This is a genomic window from Burkholderia savannae (assembly GCF_001524445.2).
Classification (GTDB): Bacteria; Pseudomonadota; Gammaproteobacteria; order Burkholderiales; family Burkholderiaceae; genus Burkholderia; species Burkholderia savannae.
Genome location: NZ_CP013419.1, coordinates 184,558 through 209,810, shown reverse-complemented (window position 1 = coordinate 209,810; position 25,253 = coordinate 184,558). Strand labels below are relative to the sequence as shown.

Annotated in this window: 19 protein-coding genes and 4 pseudogenes; 12 read left to right on the top strand and 11 right to left on the bottom strand. The window is 64.3% G+C overall.

The window, feature by feature from the left end:
* Positions 1–1,157: 1,157 nt before the first annotated feature.
* The 7 genes and pseudogenes from WS78_RS34690 to tnpC form a co-directional block, all read left to right on the top strand.
* Positions 1,158–1,616, top strand: a pseudogene (locus WS78_RS34690) (tyrosine-type recombinase/integrase); the annotation flags it as partial.
* Between the two features lie 354 nt (positions 1,617–1,970).
* Positions 1,971–3,082 (top strand): annotated as a pseudogene (locus WS78_RS34685) (IS5 family transposase).
* Positions 3,083–3,121: 39 nt separating this feature from the next.
* Positions 3,122–3,778 (top strand): annotated as a pseudogene (locus tag WS78_RS38470) (tyrosine-type recombinase/integrase); the annotation flags it as partial.
* A 112-nt stretch (positions 3,779–3,890) separates the two neighbouring features.
* A complete protein-coding gene (locus tag WS78_RS37385; RefSeq protein ID WP_059579017.1) occupies positions 3,891–4,157 on the top strand; it encodes a tyrosine-type recombinase/integrase in 267 nt (88 codons plus the stop codon).
* Positions 4,158–4,238: 81 nt separating this feature from the next.
* Positions 4,239–4,700: an IS66-like element accessory protein TnpA gene (gene tnpA / locus WS78_RS34670; RefSeq protein ID WP_059584105.1), complete on the top strand. Its 462-nt coding sequence runs from the start codon at positions 4,239–4,241 to the stop codon at positions 4,698–4,700.
* Entirely contained in the window at positions 4,700–5,053 is a 354-nt protein-coding gene (gene tnpB / locus WS78_RS34665; RefSeq protein ID WP_059580646.1) for an IS66 family insertion sequence element accessory protein TnpB, read from the top strand. The genes tnpA and tnpB overlap by 1 nt, the downstream gene beginning before the upstream one ends.
* A gap of 99 nt (positions 5,054–5,152) precedes the next feature.
* Positions 5,153–6,094, top strand: a pseudogene (gene tnpC / locus WS78_RS34660) (IS66 family transposase); the annotation flags it as partial.
* Positions 6,095–6,363: 269 nt separating this feature from the next.
* On the opposite strand, the gene WS78_RS34650 reads toward tnpC, so the two are convergent.
* Positions 6,364–7,146, bottom strand: coding sequence for a type III secretion protein BopE (locus tag WS78_RS34650; protein WP_269434491.1), 783 nt, complete (start codon positions 7,144–7,146; stop codon positions 6,364–6,366).
* Complete coding sequence (locus WS78_RS36835) at positions 7,104–7,727, bottom strand: hypothetical protein (protein ID WP_156437409.1); 624 nt, start codon at positions 7,725–7,727, stop codon at positions 7,104–7,106. Before WS78_RS36835 ends, WS78_RS34650 begins: the two co-directional genes overlap by 43 nt.
* Here WS78_RS36835 and bopA point away from each other — a divergent pair.
* The 5 genes from bopA to WS78_RS34625 all read left to right on the top strand — a co-directional run bounded on the left by bopA (position 7,720) and on the right by WS78_RS34625 (position 12,680).
* Positions 7,720–9,267, top strand: coding sequence for an autophagy evasion T3SS effector BopA (bopA, locus tag WS78_RS34645; RefSeq protein WP_059574863.1), 1,548 nt, complete (start codon positions 7,720–7,722; stop codon positions 9,265–9,267). The genes WS78_RS36835 and bopA overlap by 8 nt on opposite strands.
* A gap of 70 nt (positions 9,268–9,337) precedes the next feature.
* Complete coding sequence (gene sicP / locus WS78_RS34640; RefSeq protein WP_059574866.1) at positions 9,338–9,817, top strand: chaperone SicP; 480 nt, start codon at positions 9,338–9,340, stop codon at positions 9,815–9,817.
* Between the two features lie 154 nt (positions 9,818–9,971).
* Positions 9,972–10,616, top strand: a complete 645-nt coding sequence (locus WS78_RS34635; protein ID WP_059574917.1) for a LuxR C-terminal-related transcriptional regulator — start codon at positions 9,972–9,974, stop codon at positions 10,614–10,616.
* A gap of 270 nt (positions 10,617–10,886) precedes the next feature.
* Positions 10,887–11,300 carry a hypothetical protein gene (locus tag WS78_RS34630; protein ID WP_059574919.1) on the top strand — a complete coding sequence of 138 codons (414 nt, stop codon included), beginning with the start codon at positions 10,887–10,889 and terminating at the stop codon, positions 11,298–11,300.
* 324 nt (positions 11,301–11,624) lie between these two features.
* Positions 11,625–12,680 carry a helix-turn-helix transcriptional regulator gene (locus WS78_RS34625; protein ID WP_059574868.1) on the top strand — a complete coding sequence of 352 codons (1,056 nt, stop codon included), beginning with the start codon at positions 11,625–11,627 and terminating at the stop codon, positions 12,678–12,680.
* Here WS78_RS34625 and WS78_RS34620 read toward each other — a convergent pair.
* Genes WS78_RS34620 through WS78_RS34580 form a run of 9 tightly spaced genes read right to left on the bottom strand, consistent with a single transcriptional unit; the run spans position 12,671 to position 25,230 of the window.
* On the bottom strand, positions 12,671–13,861 hold the full coding sequence (locus WS78_RS34620) for an Ig-like domain-containing protein (protein WP_082717443.1): 1,191 nt from the start codon (positions 13,859–13,861) through the stop codon (positions 12,671–12,673). The genes WS78_RS34625 and WS78_RS34620 overlap by 10 nt on opposite strands.
* A gap of 57 nt (positions 13,862–13,918) precedes the next feature.
* Complete coding sequence (locus WS78_RS34615; RefSeq protein WP_059574923.1) at positions 13,919–17,608, bottom strand: type VI secretion protein IcmF/TssM N-terminal domain-containing protein; 3,690 nt, start codon at positions 17,606–17,608, stop codon at positions 13,919–13,921.
* 11 nt (positions 17,609–17,619) lie between these two features.
* Positions 17,620–18,285, bottom strand: coding sequence for a DotU family type IV/VI secretion system protein (locus tag WS78_RS34610; protein WP_059574873.1), 666 nt, complete (start codon positions 18,283–18,285; stop codon positions 17,620–17,622).
* The gene (gene tssK, locus WS78_RS34605) at positions 18,282–19,694 is read right to left on the bottom strand and encodes a type VI secretion system baseplate subunit TssK (protein WP_059574921.1); all 1,413 of its coding nucleotides are present in this window, start codon (positions 19,692–19,694) and stop codon (positions 18,282–18,284) included. Before tssK ends, WS78_RS34610 begins: the two co-directional genes overlap by 4 nt.
* Positions 19,695–19,717: 23 nt before the next feature.
* A complete protein-coding gene (tssJ, locus tag WS78_RS34600) occupies positions 19,718–20,446 on the bottom strand; it encodes a type VI secretion system lipoprotein TssJ (RefSeq protein ID WP_059574875.1) in 729 nt (242 codons plus the stop codon).
* Positions 20,447–20,455: 9 nt separating this feature from the next.
* Entirely contained in the window at positions 20,456–20,848 is a 393-nt protein-coding gene (locus tag WS78_RS34595; protein WP_059574877.1) for a DUF4150 domain-containing protein, read from the bottom strand.
* Positions 20,849–20,876: 28 nt separating this feature from the next.
* Positions 20,877–21,617: a DUF3540 domain-containing protein gene (locus WS78_RS34590; protein WP_059574879.1), complete on the bottom strand. Its 741-nt coding sequence runs from the start codon at positions 21,615–21,617 to the stop codon at positions 20,877–20,879.
* Positions 21,596–22,660, bottom strand: coding sequence for a type VI secretion system accessory protein TagB-5 (gene tagB-5 / locus WS78_RS34585; RefSeq protein WP_059574881.1), 1,065 nt, complete (start codon positions 22,658–22,660; stop codon positions 21,596–21,598). Before tagB-5 ends, WS78_RS34590 begins: the two co-directional genes overlap by 22 nt.
* A gap of 8 nt (positions 22,661–22,668) precedes the next feature.
* Positions 22,669–25,230, bottom strand: coding sequence for a type VI secretion system accessory protein TagAB-5 (locus tag WS78_RS34580; protein ID WP_059574883.1), 2,562 nt, complete (start codon positions 25,228–25,230; stop codon positions 22,669–22,671).
* Positions 25,231–25,253 lie beyond the last annotated feature (23 nt).

Genomic DNA, 25,253 nt, shown 5'->3' with positions numbered 1-25,253 from the left:
GTAATCTGGAACACAGTTCCGCCCGGCCATCCATTTCTACTGAATCACGTATCTGCTCATTTCCACGACAGCGGATCAAAAAGTACGGCACATTACCGCATTCGGCTCACCTAGAAAACCTTCACCTCAAAAATCGAGGCTCATTACAACAAATTTCAACACATCCACAATCAACCGCCCTAATCATAGCCTCAATACAAATAAATCTAATATCAAAGATTGATTTGCTATAGTTAATGTCTATTTTTATATAATTTCGAATACTTTTACGTCTACAACTACTTCCAACCTATTCTTATTTTTCCCTCCAGCGCCGTCGCCCTTGCTCTTACATGACACCTCAAGTGGATAAACCACATGACGAATTGATGACTCTGCTCAACGAAGTCACCCAGAGACATCGATTGGGAATTCATATCGTTTTTTGTTTCTATCATTTATTGCTCGCTGCCTCATCAAAGTTCACTTGTTCCACATCCCCAGAAATGAGCGATGCACTTGTATGCACGGCAGCATATCAGTTGCCCCACCACGACAAATCCCACATTTTGGGAATTACCCGGAGCTATTTCCGAAGGTCCGTTTCGCCTCGATCTCGCTTTGCACATTCAAGGTGCATGCGCCTGCGACATTACAGATTCGCACAATTATTATTTCGACATCCCAACCAACTCAGGAAGTTAGCCCAAACCAACACTAAGCAGGATCTTATATCGACTCCCAAAACAATCGAGAGCATGTGTCATCCTAGTAAATAATTTAATGCAAAACAAGAAGGAAACACTGCTTTACGCAGTTCCATCCCCCTGGGGAGACGCGATGTGGCTACGCGTTCAAGTCGTGATGGTTCTGTTCACACACCTCACCAGCGGCCCAAAGGCGCAGGCAGGCGCTGCGAAGGCGAGATAGTTGCTGGAGTTGCCCCCGTAACACAGGACACGCGGACACCGTTAGGTCGATGACACCGCAGCACGCCTGAACTCGCGAGGCGAGCGGTATTTCAGAGCTTTATGCGGGTGGCGCTCATTGTAGTGTTCAAACGCAATAGCCAGACGCGAAAGGTAAGCGGCTCAGCGCGGCCAGTTCGATATTCGCGCGCGCGTGGGGCATGATGTGAGAGCTTGGCAAGTTCCGCATGGATCACGTGAGATCGTGGGCACGATCTGGATGTGCTCGGCAAAGGGGGGAAGCTCGGCAAGGTGGCCTTACCGTCGCTCGCTTGGACTGCGCTGGATCAATATCTCGCGCAGCGCGGCCTACCGGTCACGCCGACACGCTGGAACCCGACGGCGCCGCTCGTCGCGAGCCTCGATGAGGATGGCGCGGGCATCGAATCCAGACGGCTCTGGCGCGTGCTGCGCCGGTTCTTCGTGCTGTCGGCTGACGCGATCCAGGACGAGCGGCCGGCAACCGCCGAAAAGCTACGGCGCGCGAGCCCACACTGGATGCGGCACACCCACGCGTCACACGCACTGGCGCGCGGCGCCGAATTGATCATGGTGCGCGACAACCTGCGACACGCATTGATCTCGACGACTTCGACCTACCTGCACAGCGACGAGGTGCAACGAGCCCGGCAGTTCGATCAAGCGTTTGGCGCGAGGGATCTCAAGTAATCGCTCTCTTATGAGAATTTATGCATAAGCACGGGTATTTTTATAACTTCGAGGTTTATGATAGGAAATTGCGCTTTTAGGCACAGTTCCCGGTTATGCCCAGCTCGTGACGGGTTAAGTTCTGCAGATCCCGTGGGGTGTCCGTCATAGCCAGTTGGCATCTGAGCCGTCTGCGCATAATCGGGGCAAGCTTCCCCGATCGGTCATTCCGGCCGACGGGAGAAGCTCATGAGTCGGCCCTGAACAATCCGCCAAGACTTATACAGCAAGGCTCGTGGGCTGAAGTGGTGTTGTGGGAATTGCAAGGTGCAGGCATATTGACGCGTGTTTCCTGCAAATTCTGACGAGGTCTGGATGGGGCCGAAGACGCCGGTGACGGAGGGAGATTTCTTCCGCCAACCGCTGCGCGAGCAGATCAACCTGAAGCATCCGCTGGTGCGGTTAGCCGAGCTGATCGATTGGGATCGATTGGGATCGGTTGAGCGCGATGATGAGCGTGAGCTTCGTTTCGAACCGGGGCCGGCCGGCGACCTCGCCGCGCCTGGTTGCGGGGCTGCTGTACTTGCAGCACGCATTCGACCTGTCAGACGAAGACGTGGTCTGGCAATGGCTGGAGAACCTGTATTGGCAGGTGTTCACGGGCGAGACGTACTTGCAGACGAAGCCGCCGATCGATCCATCGAGCCTGACGCGCTGGAGGAAGCGCCTGGGTGAGGCCGGTGTTGAAGAACTGTTGGCCGAGACGATCGAAGCGGCCAAACGGGCCAGCGTCATCAAGAGCGCGAGCCTGAAGCGAGTGATCGTTGACACAACGGTGATGGAGAAGGCGATTGCCCATCCGAGCGATTCGCGCCTGCTGGAACGCTGCCGGGAACATCTGGTGAAGGCCGCCGCTCGGCACGGGCTGAAGCTGCGGCAGAACTACAACCGCGAAGCGCCTCGTCTGGCGAGCCAGATTGGCCGCTACGCGCATGCGAAGCAGTACAAGCGGATGAGGAAGGCGCTGCGGACTTTGCGTTCGCGCGTGGGGCGTGTGATGCGAGACGTCGAGCGGCAACTCGATGCCGGGCAATCCGTACGACGGACACACGCTGGCCAAAGCCTTGGAACAGGCAGCGATCCTGAGCGACGTTCAACCGGAAATTGCCGTGGTCGATCGCGGCTACAAGGGCGTCGCCGTCGATGGCGTGCAGGTCTATCACCCGGGTTTGCGGCGCGGCATTACACGCGGCCTGCGCGCCATGATCCGGCGCCGTAGCGCCATTGAGCCGGCCATCGGCCACATGAAGGCCGACGGCAAGCTCGATCGGAACTGGCTCAAAGGGGCGCTGGGCGACGCGATTCATGCGGTGCTGTGCGGCGCCGGCCATAACCTGCGGATGATCCTCAGGAAGCTGCGGCTTCTTTGCGCTCTGATTCTGGCGCGCGTCATTGGCGGGAACCTGATGATGACGCGCGGCGCGTAACGCCGTCGTCGTTCAAAGTGAATTGTTCAGGGCCGACTCATGAACAACACACCGTCTCCGACTTCGTCCGCAACTCGATCACGAGGTAACGGCAAGCGTTTGGCGCAGGCAGCGCTGCCCGACGAACAGAACAGCTGGGTCGGCGATTTCGATCGCCATCTCTCGCAGGTTGTGGGGCTTGCATCCGCGTCCCGCCGCCAATATCGCTTCTTTGTCCGGCGGTTCCTGGCGGAGTACTGCCCGGCAATCGCCCGTGACCAGTGGGTGCCTCGCGCGGAATGGCGCACCGCCTTTGTTCGCCAAGAGGCTGCACGTCTTCACGGACACTCGCGCAAGAAGCCAGGTACTGCACTGCGAGCTTGGCTCCGGTATCTGATGTTCTGCGGCATGGCGGGCCGTGAGCTCGAAGCCGCGATTCCCTCGATGCTCCAGTGGAAGTACGCCTCTCTGCCGGTTCGTCTCACCACAGAGGAGACCGAGCGCGTGCTCGGAGCAGCGCTCGACGGCAGCGCTCACGAGTTGCGCAATCGGGCGATGTTGCTGGTCCTGGCGAGAATGGGCGTACGGGCCTGCGAGCTCACGCATTTGATGCTCGACGACATCGACTGGGTCGAGGGCTGCGTGCGCGTTCGTCCTGGAAAGTCTCACCGCGAACGGAGACTGCCGTTGCCTTGCGAGGTCGGCGAAGCATTGTGCGCCTATCTTCAACGCGAACGCCCCGCCAGTGCTTGCAGAGCAGTTTTCCTGAGTACGCGGGAACCGTACCCGCGTACTTGCGATTCCGTTGAAGCGGACCGATCGACTGCTGGTGCAGGCGCTCACCCGAGTCGAAATCGATGCGCTGCTTGCTGCTCCCGACCGGTCTCTATGGCGCGGTCGTCGCGACTATGCACTGCTGCTGACGATGTACAACACCGGAGCGCGCGTTTCCGAAATCATCGCGCTCCGACAGGAGCAGGTCCAGTTCAGCGGCAGCACGCTGATCAACCTGATGGGCAAGGGCCGCAAGGAACGAAGCATCCCGTTGTGGTCAAACACGGCCCAGGTATTGAAGACTTGGTTCCATGAACTGTAAGCGCGAATTTAACCCCACCTAGAATCGAAAGCTGAACGAGCGCAGGCTTGCGTCCGCAACTACAACTTGCGGACGCAACCGATGACACAGAACGAAGTTGATTTCCTGCCACTGCGGGTGACCGGCGTGACCGCGACGGGCAAGCGCAGGTTTGACGCCGAGGGTAAGCGCAAGCTGATTGAAGCCTGCCTGCAGCCGGGCGCGTCAATTGCCGGACTGGCGTTGAAGGCGGGTGTGAACGCGAACCAGCTGCATAAGTGGATTCAATTGCGCGAACGCGCGAATGCTGCTGTGACGGCGTGCGTCGAGCCCTTGCCATCGGCATTCGTGCCGGTCGTTCCGATCAACGAGGTGGCACCGGTGCGCACGAACCCCGAGCCGGTGAACGTACGGCGAACGTCACACAGGTACGAAGCGGCGAAGGCAATGACGCCGGCGCGACTATCAGCGCAGTTGCCCAACGGCGTAACGCTACAGCTCGAATGCGCCGCACACGATGGCGCTCTCGTGAAGGCGATGATCGAAGCGTTGGGGGCACGCTGATGTTCCGCTTCGACGCGGACCTGCAGATCTACCTGCACCGCGAGCCCATCGACTTCCGCGCCGGCATCAACAGCCTCGTCGCGCTGGTCGAGCAGTCGATGCTGCTCGATCCGCTTGCGCGAGCCGTCTTCGCGTTCCACAACCGCAAACGCGATCGCGTGAAGCTTCTGCTGTATGACCGGGCCGGATTCTGGCTCCTATTGAAACGCCTCGAGGCCGACCGTTTCGTTTGGCCCCGCCGTCAGCAAGCCGTGATCGAACTGACGGCCGAGCAGCTTCACCTGCTGCTCGACGGCGTCGATATCGACGCCGTGCGCCGCCACCCAGCGCGGCAGTACTGCCACACGAACTGAAGCAGGGTATCGCCGCTGTTGCCAGTAAACAACGGCGGCTTTAGCTGTTACAAATTCGCGTAAACCTATTTGGCTCTGCGTTTCGCTATCGTTGAGCGCATGTCCCCTCCCAATCTCCCCCGACTTCCGCGCACCGCCAAGGCCTATATCCACAAGCTGGAGGAGCGGGTGGCGGCCGATGCTCAGGTCATTGCCGAGCGTGACGCCAGGATCGACGAATTGACCAAGCGCCTGGATGCGCTGGAAGAGCAATATCGTCTCGCGTTGGCCCGACAGTACGCGCCGAAGAGCGAGAAGCGCCGCGACCGCGTGTTCAACGAGGCCGAAGAGGCAGCCCACGCTGAGCCGGCCGAGGAGGACGACGGCGAGCCGCTGACGTTGCCCGATACCGGGTTGCCGGAACCCGGCCAGCCTGAACCGCGCAAGCGTGGCCGCAAACCGCTGCCCGCGGACCTGCCGCGCGAGCGAATCGAGTACGACCTGCCCGAAGACCAGAAGATCTGCCCGTGCTGCAGCAAGGCAATGCATCGGATGGGCGAGGAAATCAGCGAACAGTTGCACATGCAGGTCAAGGTCTCGGTGCTGCAGCACGCGCGTTTCAAGTACGCGTGTCGGCACTGCGAGCGTCACGGCACGCACACACCGATCGTGGTCGCGCCGATGCCGGCGCAGCCCTTGCCGGGTAGTCACGCCAGTGCATCGATGATCGCCGCCGTCACGGCCGGCAAGTATGTCGACGGCACGCCGCTGTACCGGATGGAAGACGTGCTCGCACGCTCGAATATCGCAGTCAGCCGCGGTACGCTGGCGAACTGGATCATCCGCCCCGCCGAGCTTCACTACACGCGCCTGTTCAAGGCGCTCAAGAAGATTCTGCTCAGCCAGTGGCTGATTCACGGCGACGAGACCACCGTCCAGGTCCTGAAGGAGAACGGCCGAAACGCGCAGGACAAGTCATACATGTGGGTCTACCGAAGCGCGGAGGATAGCGAGCAGCCGGTGGTGCTGTTTGAGTACCAGCCGGGGCGTGGCCAGCAGTACGCTTCCGTGCTCACCCACATATCCAGACGTCGATCACCGTTGCCGTCCTTGCCTGCCGTCTCGCGCCTTGCCCGATAAGCCGCCTGCCGCTGCGCCGTCGTTTGCGTCATCTCGCATCTCCTTCGTTACCCGGTAACTATCGATTCGAAACATGTTACCCGGTAACACGTCACCTAACGACGTGTGGCGGATTTAGCGCTTACCATGAACTGGAGCGCACCCGCACGCCGATCGCGTTTCCCAGTCATCGCGGCCGGCACCCGCCTTCGTTATACGGTGCCCGTTGCACCGCGGTGGAGGACATCGAGCTCTTGCGTCGTCGTCTGGAAATTTTTGAGCGTGTTCTTGCGCTCATTCGACACTGCATTTGCGACGAGGTCGATCGCCTGTTGTCTCGCATACGGCTGAAGCTCCCGGTATTCCGGGCACGCGGCTAGTTCTGCGTCCATCAGCCTGTCGGCGTACTGCCGGATTTCGGTATAGAGCGGATTCGTGCCGGCGCCGCTTGGCGTGAAGACGCCTTGCTTGTCGGTGCCGGGCAGCCCGGTTGCGCGCGCCGCATCGCCGAGCGCCGCGACGAACGCCGGCCGCGCGTTGCCCGCGCGGGTGGCCGGATCCATGCAGAACCGGTCCTTCGCTTCGCTGAAGATCGCGCAGAGCGTCGCTTCGTAGACCTGCCGGCCGAATTCGGCGTCTTGCTGGATCTCGGGGGTACGCGTGTGGGCGACCTGCTTGACCGCCTCGTCGACGAAATGCCGGATCGCCTGTTTCCGGTCGCCGGTGGGCCGATAGCTGCTGACGTAGCGAATGCCCTGCAGCTTGACCCGCGTGGGCGCGCTGTCCGGCGCACAGCGGCGGAACAGCGGCCCGAGCGTCTCGCCGATCTTGCTGAAGATGCGCTTGATCTGCTGGGCAAACAACGTGCGCGGTCGCGCTTCGCAGCGCTTGACGTGAACGTCGAACGACGCTTTCTTGACGTGCGTGGATCTGTTAATTCTCAGGTTGGAAATCATGTCGTGCTCTCGATTGAGTGGAATGGCGGGATCCGGCACGCCCGCATCCGCGCGGCGATTTCGGTTTCGATTTCGATCGACAACGGCGCGCGCGGGAACAGGCTTCTGAATAGATTCGATTTTATGGGGCGAGTCGCGTGGTCCGATTCCATAAAGTGCTCATGCGTGCCGGCGACGGGCGGCCATGCACGGCAATTTTTGACCATTTGCAGCCATGGGCGACGTCGGAGCGAAGCGGGACGAATCGGCATGGATTGGCACGGATCGGCGCGAGTTGTCCCGTTTGGCCGGATCCGCTTGTGTGCGACGCTGCGAAGTCGGATCGACGCCGGACGGCCGCGCGAGCCGCACATGCGGACGAGCGCATCCTTCGCCCGTGACGTCGCATTGTTTGCCGGCGGCGCCGACATGTACGCGGTGGCCTGAGCGGAATCTGAAAGCGACGCGGGACGAATGTCTTTAGCATCGGTATCGATGTCGACCGGGTTGAAGCGCCGTGCGCCGGTCTCGCTTGCATGCCCGGCGCGCGACGGCCCGTCCGACAGCAACGTGCGGCGGCCTGCGCGGCTGCCGCGTCGTATCGGAATATCTCGTAGTCGATGGGAGGACCTGATGATCAATGTCGATGCATTCGTTGCGCATGCGCTGCCGTGGGGGGGGCGTGTCGTCGTCGGTGACGGCGCGCGCGGCCCGGCGGTGTCGGTCGCGAGGTTGGGTATGAAGGAGCGGCTGTTCGCGTTTCTCGCGCACGTCCCGCTGCTCAAGCACTGCGATGCGGTGCGGCGCTACGCCGAGCGGGTCCGCACGGAAAACTGCCGCACGCTCGCGGTGTTCCTGGGCGCGTTGTCGAAGCGATACGGCCCGGAGGGCGCGACGGCGGCGCTCGACTACGGCGCGCGCCGCGACGACGCGCCGCTCGATCGGCGGCTCGTGCGCAACATGATGTCGATCGCCGAGCATTTTCACGGGACGGGCGATGCGAAGCCGCTCGCCCGCCAGATCGTGTTCCGGTCATGGGAATGCCGAGGTCTCGATCATCCGGGACACGCGTCGCTGACGATCAAGAATCAGGCGGACGCCGACGCCGGCCGGCATGTGTACGAGCACGTTAGTTGGTGGCCGCTCAAACCTCTCGACAGCAAGGAATTCGGGCGTGTCGAAGCGAAGGCGCTGAGCCGATATCGGCAGGACAAGCGATCGGAAATCGGCAAGGAAACAGTGCGCAATCTGCGGCGAGGCGAGATCGCGAGAGAAAAGATCGAGAAGGAAGCCAACCATCTTCTTGACGAAGCGGATTTTCGCGCCGCGCGTTTTTTCCCGAGAGCGGGGCAGAAACGGGATGAGGAGTGGCGATGGGGGCTGAGCGCGCGCAAGGTGTATTTTCCGGCGATCGGATTGAACCGCGACAAGCGCGAGGCGGCCGGCCGGGACGCGTTCGTGCTGTTCGGCCTGAACGAGGCGGCGATGTTGCGCGACGCGCGTGCCGTGAAGCACGCTGCGACGACGGGCGAGCTCAAGTACCAGATGATCAGCAAGAAGGAAAACTGCGCGTCGATGGCGCTGCGTGTGTTGCGCTCCGGCGGCGCCGAGCATTTCGTGCCGTATACGGCCGCATGGATCTCCGAAGATCCGAATCGCGCGCATGCGTATGCGCAGGCCGTGCAGGCGAGGATCGACACGCTGAACCAGCAGCGCGCTGATATCGCGCGCCACTGCGATCGGCTGTGCAACAGCGCGCCCGTGCGAGAGGCGTGGCGCGCGTTCTCGGAGCCCGGCCAAGCGGTGCGGGGCGTGCTCGCGGGCGAAGCCGGCCGCGGTCGCGTTCCCGCGCACACGGGCGCGCCGCGGCAAGCGCGCCTCGACGGTCACGCGCTCGAAGTCGAGCGGATCGGCGCGTATTTCGACGAGCTGTCCGCCGCGCGATCCGTCAAGCATCGCGATCGGGCGGACGCGGATCTCGCCGAGGCGATGAAGCGCTGCGCACCATCGGTGCGCGACGACGTCGCGGCGTTGACGCGCAAGGCGAGAACCTTTGTCGAGGCGCTCGGCCGGCATCTCGATGCGCCGCCGCCGGACGACCGGTCCGCGCTGCGGATGCTGGCCGCGCACGCGATGATCGGGCAAATCGAGGCGTTCATGTCGACCGCGATCGCCGCATGACGCATGCCCTCCGCTCGTCGGTTGGCGGCGCGCGACCGACCGATTCGAATCCGATGGAGTACCTCAAACTATGAATGCACACACCGAATTGTTGAATGCGCTGAGCAAAGCGACGGGCGTGACGCTTGGCTTCGACGAGAAAGGGCAGTGTTTCCTGCTGCTGGATGAGCAACTGATGATCTCGATTCGCGACCGGTCCGACGCGCTCGTGCTGTATGGGATGGTCGGTGAATTTCCGCCGCATGCGCCTGCGGACTTCTGGCGACGGATGCTCGTCGTCAATCTCGACTTGTCCGAATCGGGTAGCGGCCTCGGACTCGACGATGAAGCGGGAGCAGTGATGCTGATCGAGCGCATTGCAACGGCGAATCTCGAGAGCCGAGAATTCGTCGACGCACTCGCAGTGTTTGCGTCTCGCCTCGAAGGCCTGATCGACGCGTTCGCACGGATGGGCGCCTACGACGCGCGCACGTGGGACGCACCGGCGGAGTCACGCACGGCCTGCGTGCAATTGGGATCGCTGAACGGCGAACTAATGAAATGGATCTGAAATATTTCGGTGACGTGCGGGCACTATGTTAAAAAAGCGCGTGCGTAGCGTGCGGCATGGGCCGTCTAGGCGGCGCATCACGTGGGCTTACGGAAGAGGGGCGCATCGGAGCAACGGAGAATCAATTATGGTCGAAAAGAGTAAGTGTGAAAGGGTGCTCGTCATTGACAGTCACCCTATCGTGCGCGATGGCATTGAGGGCGTACTCGGCAGGGCGTATGCGGGAATCGAGGTGCGCGGGGTCACCGACATGATTGAGGCGAGGGACCGATGCCGTCGCGACAGGCCGGACCTCGTGTTTATGGACGTGATGCTACCGGGCGATGATCCGCTGCCAGCAATGGGCGAGCTCCTGTGCGAGCATCCAAACGTCAGGTTTATCGTCTTCACCGCGCTCGGATCTGAGACGCGCGCGGCGGATGCGATCCGCTTCGGTGCGTCGGGCTACTTGCTGAAGTGGTGCAGCCTGGAAGGCATTTTGCATGCGGTTAGGCGCGTGATGTCTGGGCAAGTTTATATCGACCCGGCGCTCGACGGCGCGAGAATCGCGTCCTCGGTCAATGGCCGCTCGTTTTCCACGCCTGTCGACGAACTGACGCGGCGCGAGAAGCAGGTGCTGAAATTGATCGCCGACGGGATGCGCAACCGAGAGATCGCGTCGCGGCTCAACATCAGCCCGAAGACGGTCGATTGCCATCGGCAGCGGCTGATGCAGAAGCTCGGCGCGCGCAACGTGGCGAACGTGATTCAGTGGGCGTATCGATACGGATACGCGAATGCGTGCGCGCCGCTGACGTAGCGCGCGACCGGCGCGGGTTCGCGCTCTATGGCGCGTGCGTACGACACTTCGGCGGATCCGTTTGCTGTGCGGTTTAATCAGCGCGACGCGATTGTGGGCGTCGTACGCGCTTGCGTTCCGCGACTCGCGCTGTTCGCGCAGCTTGTGCGATTCGTGCGACGAAGCAAGCGAGGCTACGCCGTGTAGCCGGGCGAGCGATTCGTGAAAGTGCCGAGCCAATCTGCGGCGGAGAATGAACGCTCGCTAATGTTCAGGAAAAGGAAACAGATCATGAAAACGATTGGGATGTCCCCCGCGATTTTGAAACCTCAACATGTCGTAGTTGAAAAACATGCGAAACAGAACCGCGACGAGCGCGGTCGGGCGCTGAAGAGCGAGATCAAGGCCATCAGAATGGATGTGCTCAGGGAGATCCGCTTCAACAGCGCTGTCAGCCAACCGGTGCTGCTCGCGAAACAAAAGCGAATTACCATTAACATCGACGAGGTCGGCAAAAAGCTTGCCAGGAAAGGGCTGTTCGGCAAGACGATCGAAGCGGTCAAATGCGTCGCACACCGCGGCCTGTATTTCGAACGGCGCAAGCTGAGAGAACTCCATGCGTTCGTTAATCGGCACATCGGCGACCGGCCCGAGGACTGCAAGTACAAAGTCTTGCCAACGCGCACGCAGAGTCCGACACTGTGAACGCATGCCGCGCCCGCGCGGCGCGGCCGGGCAGACGACTCGCGTCAGGATGAATGCGCACGTGGGCCGGTGACGCAGCGGAGCGGGCGGCGGATGTCGCGCAAGCCTGTCACCCCGTGCGCGGTGTGGCGGGAACGCGGCCGCGCCCGCCGGGCATCTTGATGCGCCGCATCCGCTCATGTAACACAGTGCACGCCCCATATCGCGCGATGCACGCAGCGGGTTCCGATTTTGTGTCGCATGACACGTGACCTACGCCGCGCAACACATGCAATGCGACACGCACGGCGCGTCTTCCAGTCGCACATTTCACCGGGCTTCATCATGGCGAAGATGCACGCGCTTGGCAGCGGCACGCTGCTGCAGTTCTTTTCCACCGACGACATGCCGCTTGTGCACGGAACGGCGTTCTGGAGCGCGCACGTGTTTCAGTGCGAGGAAGTGCGTGCGGAACGGGCGCGGACGTTTCATGGACACGGTTTTTTGTGCAGGTGCGAGCGCGCCCGGTTCGTCCGTTTTCGCGGAGCATCGCTCGATGCGCGGATCACCGAAGGGTGGCTGAAGGCTGCGACGACCGACACGCACGTGACGATTTGCGCGCTGCACGCGGGCAAATGCGTGGTCGAGGCGCCCGGCTCGCCAGCCGCGCGCTTTTGTGCGAACGAACTGTTCATGCTCGACGGCGGTCGTCCGATGCATGTGCACTGGGAAGAACCGTGCTTCAGCGCACTCAGATTGCCGCGTTCGTCAGTGGGGCGGACACTTGGCCAAGTGGCGATGGACGCGTCGCAACCCGCAGTTTCGTTGCAGGCGGGCCGGCTCGCGCCGTTTCTTGCGGCGGAGCTGGCGCTCATCGGTGGGCGCGGCCCGGCGCTGTCGTCCGGCGAACTCGATTACACGCTCGCGCGCACGGCCGACCTCGGTCGCATGCTGCTGCAGGCGGCGCTATCGGCGCGCGCGCCGCGCGCCGCGCCTGCGCGCGGTGATCGTCTGCAGGCCGCGTACCGCTTCATCGGTCAGCATCTCCACTTGCAAACCCTGACGCCCGACCGAATTGCCGACGCGATCCATTGCTCGCGCACACAGCTCTATCGTTTGTTCCGCCACGAATCGCAGACGGTGAAGGCGGCGATTCGTGATGCGAGGCTGAACCGCAGTCTCGGCTACCTCGAGCAACCAGGGCTCACGCTTAGCATCGGCGAGATCGCGCACGCGTGTGGTTTCCCCGATCAGTCGACGTTCGGCAAGCTGTTTCGCCAGCGCTTCGGTAAGACGCCCGGCGACGTTCGGCGCGCGGCGCGGGGACGCCGCAGCGAAGCTGAGCCGCTCGACGCCGCGTACGGCGTCGGCGTGCTGCGTGTGCCGACCGATCAGCGATAGATCGCGAGCTCGATCGCCAAGGCGCCTTGGTGGTTATGAGCCGGCAGGGCGGACAACTGCTGCTCCGTGACTTCGGTTACAACGCCGTCGTTGACGCGGTACCAGATCGAATCCCGCTTCACATATGCGATGTAATGGCCGCCCGTGCTGTAGTCGAATGCGACGAGCCGGTCATGGTTCGGCAGCTCCGCGTAGCTGAGCGGTATGCCGGTCAGATAGAACGCTTTTGCTTCCGGCGGCGCGTAGCGTATCGCGTCCGCGTTATCTGCCGAATGCAGCGGCATCTGCAGCGCCTTCAATACATCAAACGTGTATCCCATGCCGCCGCCGCGAAACTGCGGCAGCGCGCGCATCGCGGCGACTGCTGCGCGCCACTGTTTCTCGAGCTCACTGGCTGGCGCAGCGTCATAGCCGTCGAGCAGCGCGCGCACGGCGGAATCGACGGTGGCATTCGACAGAATGTCGTCGAGCGCTGTCGAATGGACGGCCAGTTGCAGCGCCACATTGATGAAGCATGTGTTGCCGAGGTTCGACAATCCGCGCGGCGGTGTGGTCGGCGTAGTGTCGAAGCTGGCCGTCATGCGGTGCGCCGACCGTTCTCCCGTCACGCTTTCGATGCCGGTCGGCAGTACGATTTCGTAACGGCTGTTCGACTTAAGCGACACAAGTGGCGCGAAAGTGAGCCGGCGATCGCTCAGCCACGACAACGGGCCGATGGCAACGCTTGCGCGATTTCCGTCGTGTAGCGCGATGTTGCTGACCGAACGCGGTTCGATCGCACGATCGAATTCGAGCATGATCGTTGGGCGGCGCAATGCCGCGTGCGTCGGCGCGACGCCGGCGGATACGACAGCGGGCGGTGTTGTTGGAGTCGCGGTCGACGGCGCGGGTGCTGCGGGCACATTCGGCTGCGGCGCCGCTGGTTGCGCTGGATACGAGAGTTGCACTGTCGGCGGCGCGAGCACGCTCGTGGCGGACTGGTTTGAATCGTCGCCTCCGCCGCATCCGGCGAACGACGCGACGGCTAGCGCGAGCGCCGCACTGACGCGGCACGGGCGACGACGCGTTGTGGCCGCGCCGGTACGGGCCGGGCGGATAAGACGATGCGCCGAATGCGGCGCGTTGGGATGGTCAGGGTGTGTCGAAGTGCGTTTCATCATGACAAGATCGAAGAGGGACATGAACGGGTTCGATGAACCGGCGGCGCTGTGCGCCGCCGGTTCGGAAGGGACCGCGGATTACGCACCTTGTCCGGCGTTTTGCCCGTCGCGAGCCGGGTCGCCCCAGCACGCCCCAATGCGGGGAGGCAGCGCGGCGTTCGCTGCGGCGCTCGCGGCCGTTTCGTCATTCTGCCGAATCGGGTTGCGCCGCTGGCGCGCGATGTTGTCGCGACGCGTTTGTTCGAGCTCGTCGATCCGGTCGACTTGCGCGAGCAGCGCGTCCTGCCCAGAGAAGTCGTATCGCACGTCGACGTAGCGCACGCCGAGTCGTTCGAGCTGGGCTTTCGCGTCGGGGAAATCGCCGGGCGTGAAACGGCGCACGCCGTAGCGGAAATCTTGCACGAAGCGCGCGACGCCAAGCGACCCTGTATAGCGACGCACGAGCGTGACGCCACCGAGCGCGATGCGTAGCGTCGCGTCGCCGCATTGATCAGGCCGCCAATCGATTTGCTCGGATACGCGGAAGTTGTAGTTCGTTAGCGTGCGCGCTTGCGGTGTGCATTGTAGTGTCAGCATCGTCTCGAACGGCTTCGCCTGCGCATCCGGATTCACGTCGGTTGGCTGCGCGACGATCCCGATGTGCATCGTCTGCGCATGTAGCGCGTCGATCTGTCGGCTGAGCGACGCGATTTGCTCGTCGAGTTCCGCCGCTGCTTGCTGTTGCGCGCGCCGCTCGGCGTCGCGCCGCGCTTGCGCGACGCGACGGGCAGCCGCGTCGTCGAGAAGCGGCAGGAACGTGTCGGTGAACGGTAGTCGGTAGCCGAGCGTGTCGACCACCGACGCACGCGCCGCGCCGACGCGCACGAACGGCTTCGCGGGACCGTTGACGAACGCCCAGATCGCTCCTTGCGGGCCGTACAGCCGGTCGTCCGCATCGTCTTGCGTTGCGGCGCGCTTGAGCGGCCACAGCACGTCGCGCTCCCAGTCGCTTTGCAGTGCGCACGATGCCTGCTGCTCGACATACGCGAATACCGAATGCAGTGAGCCGCCGATGAGGCTCCAGACGACGTCGCCGCCGCCGTCGCGATCGCCTGCGAGTTGCTTGACGCCCCGTAGCGCGTCGTCGGCTGCCCGCATCGCGGACGCTTCGACTGATGCATCGGCGCCGAACCCGTGGAAGTCGGCTGCGAGTCGGTAGGCGGCGCCTGTGCCCGCGAGCGCGTCGACGGCGAGTGCGGCGACGCGCCGATCGTAGTCGACGAGCGCGTCGCGCAGCGCGGCGTCGCGCTCGAGCGTCAACCGTCCTTGCGCGGGCGCGCCGCCGAGCGTTTCGTGCAAGGCCCGGCCACCGCTGCGCGAGATCGAGCCGAGCAGCGCGCCGAGGCCGTTGTTTGGCGTGGGCGCCCATACGGGCGCGAGCATGCGTGACGCCGTCCGGACGAACCGCAGCCAGGGTGGCAGCGTATCGTTGTGCTCGGATTCGAATTCGCGCGTGATGCGCGCGAGCAGCGCCGCGAACGGATCGCGGCGGTCGGGAATTCGGTCGATCACCACGCGCCATTGCGCTTTTTTCGTCAACAATTTCTCGCCCTGCGGGAAGCGAGCGACGAAGTCGCGCCACGCGTCAATTCGCTGCGCGAGATACCAGGCGTAGAACGCGTCGCGATGGAACGCGAACGTTGGCCGGTTCGCCACAGCCTGCGCCATTTCGTCGAGGAACGCATCGATTGCCGGACGATGTGCGGCCGTCAGCACGGCTGACACCCGCACGTCGTGCAGCGCGGGAGGCAGCGTGCGCGCTGCAGCGGCCGGCCAGAAGTCGGTGAGCGTCACGTCGTGTGGCGTAGACGCGTCGGGCGCGTCGAGCAGCCATGCGCCGTTGGGATCGCGGTACGCGAGCCGTTCGAGCTGCGCTTGGGCCGCCGCGATTCGAGCTGCGAGCGCGCCGTCGTCCGGCGCGCTCCAGGCAATTTGGTTGACGGCGAGCGCGTCGATGCGCGGCGACGCTTCGTCGTCACGATCGCGTGTGTCGTCTGCCTCGTCTTTGTTAGGCGCCCGGGTGATCTTCAGCGCGGGCATTCGCGTGAGCGTTTTGCGGTCCGCGCCGCGCTGGCGTGCCTGCATCAGGTTCACGTAGCGGACCAGATTGCGGATGCGCGCGGCGACTTCGCCGCTGCCGTTCGCGCGCGCGTCGCTTGCATCGTCCGGCTCACCGAAGAACAGCCGGTCGGCGGAAGGCTCGATCGACCGTCGATAATGCGTGACGTAGTGGCGCTTGAGTTCCGCTTCGAGCCTGCCGACGGGCGTGGCATCGGCGATGGTGCGAGCGGGCGGCCGATCGTCGCGCTGCTCGACGTCGGCGATCGCGCGGCCGATCCGTTCGAGCGTTGCCGCATCGTGCCGGAACTCACCTGTGAAGCGCGGATGCGCGGGATAGTCGCGGCGGACCAGCTCGACGGTTCGCATGTCGCCGACGAACGACGCAGTCATTAGCAGCCCGACCGCGACGCAGCCGAGCAGCCATGCGGCCAGCCCGAGACGCCGCAGCGTCAGCCGCGAGCGGCTCGGCCGCTCGACGGGGCGTGACGCGTCACGATCGCTCGGCAGCACGCGCGCGAATACGTCGTACAGGAACAGGCCGGCGTCGTCGGGGTCGTGCGCTGGCGCGGCGTCGAGCCAGTCGGGTAGCGTCAGCGAATGCGCGCCACCTGTCTGTCGGCCGCTCGCGAGCAGCAGACCGCGCAGATACGGCGTCTCCTGATAGACGTTCGGTCCGAACGCCGCGCGCGCGAACGCGTCTAGCGCGGGCCGCAGACGTGCGAGTTCGTGCTGCAGCATCAGTGCGCGTGGCGACGGCGGCTCGCCGCGCGCCGTTAGCGCCGTTCGTAGCACGCTCAGACGCGCGTCGAGGCTGTCGAACGCGTGCGAGACGAACGCATTTGCGTCGTGATCACCGAGATAGCCGAACGCGCGCTCACGGTCTTGCGGAGCGAGTTGCTTGGCCCATTCCTCGAAGCCATAGAGCCGATCGCACTGTGTGACGAGCACGTAGACCGGGAAGCGCCGGTCGAACAACCGGATCAGGTGCTCGAGTCGTTCACGGATGGCGCGGCCGTCAATCGTCAGCGCGTCGTGATCTGCTTCGACGAGGCGCGGCGCATCGATCGCGACGACGACGCCATTGATGCCTTTGCGCGCGCGTGCGCGGCCGAGCCGGTCAAGGATGGCGCTCCACTCGTGCCGGTCGGCGTCCGTCGCGTCGGGCTCGGCGAAGCGGCCCGTGAGATCGAGCATGACCGCGTCGTCGAAACACCACCAATCGCAATCCTCGGTCGGCTCGACGGATGCATCGCGGCGCGCGCGCCGCAGTGGCGACGAGACACGCGCGCGAGTCAGAGCGGTCGTCTTGCCCGAGCCGGAGCGGCCAATCACGAGATACCATGGCTGGGCGTTCCGCGGCCGACCGAGTAGGCCAGGAGCGGGCACTGCGCGCTCGAGCGCCGTGAGTGAGGCTCGCCAACGCGCGGCGGCATTCTTTTCAGGCGTCTCGCGATCGGAGGGCAGGCGCTCGGACGCGTCGAGTTGCGCCAATTGCCCCCGCGCGCGCATTGCACGCAGCGCGCGACGCGCGACCCGAGCCAGGAGCCATCCGGCGAGTACCGCGCAGAACGCGGCGAGTGCGCACCACAGCGGCCAGTCGAAATAGAGCGTTGTCGCCCAACTGAACGCGACGAGTGCGACTAACGCCGCAATGCGCGCGATTACCATACCGATGATCTTCATTGCAATGTGGGGAGTACCGAGTCGACCATCCGCGCGATGACGACGTGAAAAATCACATAAAGGGACAAAAGGATCGCGAGCGGCACTCCGAAGTTCAGGCCCGCGAGCCGGATACGGCGGTGCGCGCGCGCTTTTGCCACCGTGGCGTGCGACTCGATGCCCGTATAGGCGGCTGGAAACAGTGGTTCGCCCTCGGCGCGCGAGGCCGCTTCCGCAGACAGAGCTTCGATCGCGCGTTGACGGATCACATCGAGCGGCCTGCTGCCGCCGTCGTAGCCGTATCGGCCGCGAAAACCGAGTTGTAGACAGAGGAGAAAGACCTCCAGCACGTCCGCGCGCTCGCCGTCGAGTGTTTCGAGGCGCTCAAAGAATTCGACGCCCGCGTGCGACGTGTCGAAGTAGTGTTTCTGCAAAAGCCGTAGCGTCCAGCGATCGGCGTTGTCCCAGCCGCTGTTCAGTAATGCTTCGTCGATCCACGCGCACACGGCGAACAGCGCATGGTCGACGTCGATTTCGGATACGCCGGCACACGCAGCGTGATCACGCGCGCTTTCGATCAGATATTCAAACCGCAGCGCAACTTCAGCGGCATCGCCGCGTGGGTGTTGCGCGAACTGTCGCGCATATGCGACGAGCGGCATCATGGAATCGGACAGTTTCATGATTTGTGCCTTACTGCGACGAGTTCCACTTGCAGGTCGTCCGGCGCGTCGTGCCAGCGCAACGACACGTGCCCATCGCGCCTAATTGCGTCCCACTGGCGGCCGGTCTGCTCGATCCGAAAGTACTGCGTGCCACTGCGGCGCGGCAACCGCTGCGGTGCGCCCGGCAGGCGGGTCAGCTCGACACCCGGCAGCGCGAGTGCGGTAAGCTGGGGCATCTCGTCGGTCGCAGCAATACGGCTGCCGTGCAGAAAGCGTTGCGCGACTGTGTCCGGATCATGCTCGCTGCGGATCACCAGATAGAACAGATGGCGGTCGCCAAAGACGTCAGGCGGCAGTTGTGCGGACCACTGCGCGGGCTGCTGCGGGCCGTCGGGCTCGAACGTCGCAGCGCAGTCGGGGCCGACCGCGATTTCGTCGAGCAGATGGCCGATCAGCGCATGCGCGTGTGAGAAGCAGCCGCCGAGATCGCGATGGTCGTACGGCGGTAGGCCGCCACGCGCGTCAAGCCCACGCGCGTCAAGCGCTTCGCCGAGCATGTTGAAGCGCTCGGAGAACACGCTCAGTTCGCCGACGAGTTGCCGCAGCGCGCCGTAGATTTCCCACGGATGCAACTGATCGCATTCGGTGAGATGGAACAGCAGCGGGCCGAAGCGATTCAGCGAGCGCAGCGCGAGCAGGAACGCCGTATAGCTCGCGTCGAACTCGTCGCGCTGCATCTCGCGTGGGCTCTTGTACTGCTGCAGTTGCCGCGCGCGGCCTGCGAGCTCGTCGCGAATGCAGCGGATTCGGTCGAGCAGCCCGCGCGAGCCGGACAGCGCGTAGCAAGGCGGCACGAATTCGTTGTCTAGCCGCAGGCGCTCACCGTCGCGCACGATGCGCGCGAACGGGACCGTCTCGTGCCCGGAGAATGTGTCAAGCTCGTGCTCGAAGACGATCTTCAGCACGTGCTTGAGCGTGCGCACCGGCGCGGGCGGGTGGTCCGAGTGGAGATCGCTGACGTCGTCGGCGGACGGCAGCGTTACGTAGCGCGTTGCAACGCTCGGCAGCGCATCGGCGGCGGCCGCGACGGTCACGTTGTTCGCGTCCCGCGCCAGCCGCTTCAGCGCGACATGAGCGACGAGCGCCCGGCCGTCGTCGAGCCACGCGGGATCGAACGCACGCGCGGCGATGACCGCATTGCCCGGGTACTCGACGTAACTGCGGTCGGAAAACAGCAGGTGTGCGGAGCGGATCTCGACCACGCGATTATCGATCGCGGTTTCCGCGAGTGAAAGCGCGCCGACGCCCCAGAAGTGCGGGGGGCCAGACGCGAGCCACGGCTTGGCGCGGAACTGCTGCTGTAGTTCGGCCAGTTGGAAGTGTTGCGGCTGCAGGAGCATGCCCTGATGCCAATAGACGTTATCCATGTTGTTCATTTGGGGTTCGTGAGTCATTGCTTGCGCTGCGCGCCGGTCGCGTCGCGGCTGTGCTTGTCCTCAGCTACGTCGTCGGGCGGCAGCGTTAGGGATTTCGCGCCGAAGTCGAGCTGCGTCCACGCGCGCGCGCCGGATGGTGGCAGGCTCAGGCGCGCTTCGCGCGCGTCGGTGATGCTCTGCGCGCCGAGTCGTAGCTTCAATTCGAGCGTTCGTGGCGAGGCGTGATAGGTGGGTGAGAGCCAGCCGCGCTTGTCGACCCGCAACGGTACGTCGTAGAGCCGCACGGAGCGCGGGCCGTCGGTGTCGTAGTAGCCGGCGACGATGCCGAAGTAGCGAGCCTGCTGCACACGATCGATCGATAATGCGACGCGCGCGCCCGGCGAGACGACGTAGCGTGTGGTCTGAATGAAGCCTGTAGCCGTCTCGCCTGCCGCGAGCGTTGCGCGCAGGCGGTCCGGATCGTCGGCGAGGTTGCGGAACGCCTGCGCGTCCGCGGTCTGGAAAATCGTGAGCAGCAGCGTGTGCGGCGCGTTCAGGTATTCGTTCAGCCGTGGCGACGCATCGATATCGATGCGCAGCGCGTCGGGCACGTAGTCCCATCGCACGTCGGCGCGCGCCTGCTCTTCGGTAACGCCCGCCGCGCAGCCCGTCAACGCGGAGAGTGCGGAGAGTGCGGCGACGGCGCACGCGCGCGCCGCGAGGCGGCGCGCCGTCGTCCGTGCGGAAATCCGTTGATCGTTCATGTCGAATTCTCAGCTCATCGCCATCACTTTTTGCTGGCTCGGTTGCAGCACGGCGCCGGTCGCATTGCCGTCGTTGTGCTTCGTTGGCGTCGAGAGCCGCACGACGGGGCTGCCTTCGAACTTGACCTTCGCGCTGCCCGCCGCGAATTCGACTTTGCCCATGATCTTTCCGGACATCACGCCGCCGACGGTGCCGGGCTGATCGCCGTTCGTCATCGGAATCGTCGATTTCTTCGTGAGCGCGGGCATGCCGCAGACGAGTACTTTTGTCGTGATCGAAGAGGCCATCATCGGCGCGCCGGTGTTCGGATACGGGATGGGAACCGGGCCGGTCGGCGTCGGCGTTTTGCAGACGTCGGCGGGGCTCATGCACAGGCCGGACGCGGTGGTGACGACAAACATGTTTGAACTCCGAATCAGGAAGAGAAAATCAGCCGAGGTCGATGCGTTCGCCGTCGATGCCGACGTGACGGTCGGCGAGCAGCGTGACATCTCGCGCGTGCAGATGCGCGCGCTCGTCGATCTGCCAGCGCGCTCGGCTCGCGCGCGTGTCGTCGACGCCCCGCACGCGGCGAAAGCAATCGCCGAGCGTGTGCAGTGCGCGGCCGATCGTCGACGTGAAGCGGCGCGCAACGAGCCGCACGTCGTGCGCGCGGCCGTCTATCGACTGCGCGCACGCGTCGAGATGCGCGGCGCGCACGCATGCGCGATGCGCGCTCAGGTCGACACGCGCCGCGCGGGCGTCGATCCGGTCTCGCGCCGAGAGCGCGATGCGCGGCGCGTCGATGCGCAGCCCGTCGATGCCGGTTTCAAACACGACGCCGCCGGGCAGCGCGAGCGCGGCCTGAGGCGCGCCGGCGCGCGCGAGCACAGTGAGTACATAAGCGGGCGGCCTGCCGGATGCGTCGCCGGCTGCGCACGCCCAGATCAGCACGCTGTCGCCAACGTCGGGGGCGAGCACGCAGCCGTCGGCGCGTCGCGCGCGACCGACCGGGTCGTCGAGCAGCAGCCAGTCGCCGACGCGGCCGGTTACGTGCGACGCGCGCAGCGTCACGCCGAGTATGCGTGGCATGTCTACGGACGGAAGTGGCGAGATCGACGGAGCGGAAGAGGAAGGAACGTTCATCATCGGAGCGTAAGAGCCAGGCGTTATCGTTCGGGTGCGGTCCATCGCTCGGCCTGCGCGAGTGTGGGATCGGTCGGGCGCACGCCTGTCTTGCGTGCGCCGGCCCAGCGGGCGGCGCGATCGTCGACGGCGTGTAGGTTCGCATGCGAGAAATCGGCGTCGGTGCAGTCAGCGCGCGACAGCTTTGCGTGCGAGAAATCGCAGTAAACGAAGCTGCCGCCCGCGAGCGTGGCGTCGGCGCAATCGGCATGCGCGAAGAGCGACATCTGTGCACGCAACCCACGGGCGTTTGCTGAAGACAAGCGCGCGCGCGCGAAATCAGTTTCGTCGAATGCCGCCCCGGTGAGGTTGGCGCCAACGAGCGTCGCGTCCGCGAAGCGAGTATGGCGGCCGCGCGCACCAGCGAGCGTCGCGCATTCGAGGTCGGCATCGAAGAACATCGTCTGCACGAGCGATGCGCTGCTGAAATCACTGCCGGACAGCTTTGCGCCGTTGAAATGCGTCATTGTTAGTTCGCAGTGGTCGAAGCGTTGCCCGCACAGATCCGCGTTAGTGAGGAGCGCGTTCGTCAGACGCGTGGCGTCAAAGCGGGCGGTCGACAGGTCGGCGTGCATCGCTGCGAAGCGCTCGAGTTCGGCGTTCGCGAAGTTGGTGTGCTCGAAGCGGCAATCGACGGTTTCGCAACGCTGCAGCTTTGCCCCTGTGCACTGTGCGGCAGTGAGGTCGCAGCGCTCGAACGTCGAGCGCGCCCAAAGCGTGTCGGTTAGCGTCGCTTCGGCGAGATCGGCGTCTGTCATCGCAAACGCGTCTCCCGTTGTCGCGCACAGGCTCGCGCCGTGCAACGCGACCGCGTGCCAGCTCGATCCGCCGAGTGTTGCGCCGTCAACGCGTGCGCCCGTCAGGTCGCAATGCAGCCAGCACGTCGTGTCGAGCTGCGATCCCGAGAGGTTCGCGCCGCGCAAGATCACGCGGTCGAATGTGCAGACGGACAGGTCGCGCCGCGAAAGATCGGCATACGAAAGATCGACGCCGGATAGTGTGCGGGTGTCGGCGAGGGTGGCAAGTGCCGCCTGAAGGATGTCGGACATCGGTATCGTCAAATGGATCGGCGGGCGATTTCTGTTAAGAGGTGGACCGGCACGTCAAGCAGGGTTCGATAGACGTTCGCGCCGTCGAACTGTGATCGGCTGAGCGCCGTGCCATAGCAATCGGCGCCGTACAGGTTGCTCGATTGAAGTTGGGCACCGTTGAGCCGTGTGCGGCGTAGCGATGTGCCGAACAGGTTCGAGAAGCGCATGTCCGCGTGTGATAGATCGGCCTTTGCCAGATCGGCGTGCCGTGCGCTTGTCAGGGTCAGTTGCGTGCCGCTCGCGATCGCATGAACGAGGCTCGCGCGATCGAGCGTCGCCTTGTGCAGATTCGCGTGACTCAGGTCCGCGCCGTCCCAGTTCGCATCGTCGAGCGACGCCCTGCTCAGGTTGGCCTGCCGGAACGACGTCGCCGCGTCCGCGCGCGATCCGCGCAGCGATGCCGCGTGAAATCGAGCGTGCGGCGCTTGCGCGGCATGCCATTCGACGCCGTCACATTGCGCCGACGCGAACGTTGCGTCCGTAAGCGTTGCGTGCTGGAAGTTCGCGCGCGGCAAGCGCGCGGACGTGAAATCGGCGGCGTCGAGTGTGCAGCCAGCAAAGCTCGCATGCGCGCCATCGAGTCGCGCGGCGGTGAGCGCAGACATCGCGCTTGCATCGAATTGCGCTCCCACGCAGCGGCTGTCGACGAGCGACGCGCGCGTGAAGTCGCAGTTGGTGAAGTCGGTGCGGTCGAGGCGCGCGCGGTCGAGCGTGGCGCCTCGGAACGATGCATCGGGCGCGGACGCTTGTACAAGCGTCGTCTCGCTCAGGTCCGCGTTCGAGAAGTCCGCATGCGACATCAGGGCGCGCTCGAACGACGCGCCGGACAGCTTGCAGCCTGCGAAGCAGGTTCGCTCGAGGTGTGCATCGCGGAAATCCGCGTGCTCGAGCGCTGCCGACGAGAGATCCAGATCGCTCAGATCGAGGCCGGCGAAGCCGAGCCCATGGGCGTGGCGTTCGATGACCAACTCGCGCGTGAGCGGGGGCGCGGGCGCCGCACCGCTGATCTGCGAAGCGGCGGGGAGCGCTAGCGCGGCATCGTCGAGCTGATTGGCGGGCGGCTGTTCGGGGGCGACCAGCGCATCCGGTGCAATCGCTTCGCGGTTACCGGGCGCCGCGAGGCCTGTCGTTAGCGCGCCGAGGTCGAGCGGTGCATCGAGCGCGTCCACGAGCGCGGCAAGCTCGGGCCGGTCGTGCGCAGCCGCCTGCACCTGCGCGCGCGATAAGCCGAGCTGCTCGACGAGCGCGCGGGCTTGCGCGTCGGCTTGCCGGAGCAGTTTGACGAGTGGTGCGTCGTCCGATTCCGGCGACCAAGGAGACGATGACGACGGCGGAGTGGCGTTTTGCACGCCGGCTACCGCTGATGCGCAACACTGCGTTTGCCATTGCTCGGTCTGCGCGTTGAGTTCCGCTGCGAGCGCGGCGAGTTCGTCCAAGTTCAGGTCGGTGGGTGCGACGCGCGCGGGCAGTAGCCGCGTGATATCGGCTTCGGTCAGGCCGTGTTCGGCGAGCAACGCGTCGGTTTGTACGGCGAGTGCCGCCGCATCCCGTTCGAGCTCGGACAGGTCCAGTACAGGCGGTTTCGTGTGCGAGGCCGACACGGCCGCCATACGGTCCACGTCGGGGCCAGTATTGGCGCGCGCTTCATCGTCGACGCTTTCTGCCAGCGCGGCGGCGTTCGCGAGCGGACGCCGATCTTCGATCATCGGCTGGCCGATGTAAGCATCGTCGGCCAGCGGCGGAGCGTCGGCGCATTCCCAGCCGGCGATCACGCGCACGACATCATCGCCGTCTTCGTCGTCGATCGCAGCGAGCGCGCGATACAGGATGATTCCGCAGACCGCGCCGGGGAACAGCCAGACGGTTTCCGCACGCATTGGACACGTGTCAACGCGCGCGACGCCGCCGACCATGCGCTCGACGAAGCAGCGCGCCCGCAGACGCGGTAGCGCGCCCGCGATGATCGGCCGATCCGCATGCATATTGACGAGCTCGATGCTCTCGCCGCCGCGCCAGAATCCGGCGATCCGTTGGTCGCGTGGCGCTGCGTGGAAGTACTCGGCGCGTGTGCCGGGGGGGAGATGAGGCCAATGATTCGCCTGCCAGCGGGCGTCCAATGGCCCGAGATGGCGCACACGCTCGCGATCCGAGGCCAGCAACGCGCGGAAATCGGCAAGCGGCGCGGACGCTCGCACGTCGACGAGCCGTTCCTTGCACGTCGCACCGATGCGCGCGCGTACCGCGATAGACGTGCGCGCGCCGCGTTCGCACGCAGGTGCATACACGTTGCCGTAGACGAGAAATTCACCTGCCGGCTTCGGAAAGCCTTCGTCAAGCAGTGCGTGTTCGTCGAACATCTGTTGTGCAACTTGCCAGAGCTCTGTCTCGGTCGCGAGGTCATCAGGGCCGACAGGTGCGTCAGCGCGCAGCGGAAAGAGCGCGAGCGCGCCGATCGACAGCCGGTCGACGCCTTCGAAGCGCAGTGTTCGGTAGAGCAGTGCAAGCGTATTGGGTTTGACAATTTTCATGAAGGAATTCGTACGAGTGATCA

Coding starts and splice junctions, on each gene's coding strand:
- sicP (WP_059574866.1), top strand. CDS start 9,338: ATGAATGCACACACCGAATTGTTGAATGCGCTGAGCAAAGCGACGGGC.
- tssK (WP_059574921.1), bottom strand. CDS start 19,694: ATGGATAACGTCTATTGGCATCAGGGCATGCTCCTGCAGCCGCAACAC.
- WS78_RS34615 (WP_059574923.1), bottom strand. CDS start 17,608: ATGGTAATCGCGCGCATTGCGGCGTTAGTCGCACTCGTCGCGTTCAGT.
- WS78_RS34625 (WP_059574868.1), top strand. CDS start 11,625: ATGGCGAAGATGCACGCGCTTGGCAGCGGCACGCTGCTGCAGTTCTTT.
- WS78_RS34620 (WP_082717443.1), bottom strand. CDS start 13,861: ATGTCCCTCTTCGATCTTGTCATGATGAAACGCACTTCGACACACCCT.
- WS78_RS34590 (WP_059574879.1), bottom strand. CDS start 21,617: ATGGACCGCACCCGAACGATAACGCCTGGCTCTTACGCTCCGATGATG.
- tssJ (WP_059574875.1), bottom strand. CDS start 20,446: ATGAACGATCAACGGATTTCCGCACGGACGACGGCGCGCCGCCTCGCG.
- WS78_RS34595 (WP_059574877.1), bottom strand. CDS start 20,848: ATGTTTGTCGTCACCACCGCGTCCGGCCTGTGCATGAGCCCCGCCGAC.
- WS78_RS34610 (WP_059574873.1), bottom strand. CDS start 18,285: ATGAAACTGTCCGATTCCATGATGCCGCTCGTCGCATATGCGCGACAG.
- tnpB (WP_059580646.1), top strand. CDS start 4,700: ATGTTCCGCTTCGACGCGGACCTGCAGATCTACCTGCACCGCGAGCCC.
- WS78_RS34580 (WP_059574883.1), bottom strand. CDS start 25,230: ATGAAAATTGTCAAACCCAATACGCTTGCACTGCTCTACCGAACACTG.
- WS78_RS34630 (WP_059574919.1), top strand. CDS start 10,887: ATGAAAACGATTGGGATGTCCCCCGCGATTTTGAAACCTCAACATGTC.
- tnpA (WP_059584105.1), top strand. CDS start 4,239: ATGACACAGAACGAAGTTGATTTCCTGCCACTGCGGGTGACCGGCGTG.
- tagB-5 (WP_059574881.1), bottom strand. CDS start 22,660: ATGTCCGACATCCTTCAGGCGGCACTTGCCACCCTCGCCGACACCCGC.
- bopA (WP_059574863.1), top strand. CDS start 7,720: ATGATCAATGTCGATGCATTCGTTGCGCATGCGCTGCCGTGGGGGGGG.